The organism is Candidatus Micrarchaeota archaeon, assembly GCA_028866575.1.
Classification (GTDB): domain Archaea; phylum Micrarchaeota; class Micrarchaeia; order Micrarchaeales; family Micrarchaeaceae; genus UBA12276.
This window is the reverse complement of sequence record JAGWHU010000038.1, coordinates 1-1,394: the sequence shown is the minus strand read 5'-3', so window position 1 is coordinate 1,394 and position 1,394 is coordinate 1. Positions and strand designations below refer to the sequence as shown.

General features: G+C 51.5%; 1 protein-coding gene. It reads right to left on the bottom strand.

Annotated features, from left to right (window positions below):
* Positions 1-175: 175 nt before the first annotated feature.
* Positions 176-1,394: prepilin-type N-terminal cleavage/methylation domain-containing protein (locus tag KGI06_06305; protein MDE1871820.1), on the bottom strand; the 1,219-nt coding region annotated here is incomplete at its 5' end.

Sequence of the window (1,394 nt, the reverse complement as noted above, 5' to 3'; positions counted from 1 at the left end):
CGAGTTTTTTAGCCTTGTCGGCGGTTTCTTCAACGTTTTGAATGCTTTTTCTGAAATAAGAGAGGTTCATGACGTTTTTTAAGATGATTTACGACTTTTTACATACTCGTATATACCCCCGTCAAATAGATTTTGCAAGGTGACATGATTCTACTTCTCCAAAAATATAGAACGATTACTGCGTTTTTTCCGCGTTATAAATGGCCCGCACCTGGGATGGAGTTAGAGCGGTATCATACATGCTTACATCGTCAAGCAGGCCGTTATAGAAAACACTTGCTCCGTCGCTCCTGGCGGCAAAAGTCAGATTGTTCGTGTCGCTCCCCATATTTCCCGTCTGCGAACGGGAATATACCAGCGCACCGTTTTTATAGAGATACTGGTTAGAGTGGTCATAAACGATGGTCATCATCGTCCACACACCCGTTGTCGCGTTAAAATTCTGCCCATCCCACGCCCAGTTGGGCTGCCAAGCATAACATCCGTTCTGACCGCACTCCGAAGACACTTCGGCCTCATACAAATTTTCCTTGTTGTACAGAATACCAGCGCTGACGCTATTGGCGTAAAACCAGACGTTGACAGTGAAATTGCTGGCGTTCGGGTTAATGGAAACGTTGTTCAAAACTCTCACAAAATCGTCTGCTCCATCAAACGACAAGCATCCGCCGCTCAGGCATCCCGAGGTTGTATAAGTCGGCCCCGTTCCGGTAGAGGTGGCGTCTAGTAGGGTACCGTTATTTTCCCATCCGGATAGATCGGCGGTTGTGGAATTTAATCCTCCGGAGGCGTCGTTAAAATTCCAAGCTCCCACAAGTCCGTGTATGAAGGGGGTTAGGGAAAGGTTGTTGCCTACGGCGTAGGTGGTGGGATCCGTGTTTCCCGAGCCTGCGGCCCTGCTCTGGTACTTGTCGGACTCGAAGGAGGAGGTTATCTCGTAGACGGAGGAGGTTCCCACGGCGTAGGCGTAGTAGTAGTCCTTGGAGTCTACGGGATCCACGGGCAGGACGGGGATCGGGGAGCCCGTGGAGATTTGGGTGAAGTTCACGGGTATCCAGCCGGTTCCGTCGGTGTTCCGGAGCGAGGTGGTTGATACGCAGTGGTAGCTCCATCCTCCGGGAATGGTGGGGAGGCTCAGATCCGAGCCTGTGGGGGAGCCGCAGGTTGAGGAGGAGTCCGGGATGCTGACGTAGACGGTGTTTCCGGATCCCATGGAGGTGTTTCCTTCGCTAAGATAGATGCCTATCGCGTTATTCACGTTACTCAGGTCCTGTATTCTCCTGCTGTCCCTTGATTGGGAGAGGAGCTGAGACGGGTTGAGGATGAGGACGACGACGGAGGCCAGGATACCTATTATGGCTATCACTATGAGGAGTTCTATGAGGGTGAAGGAG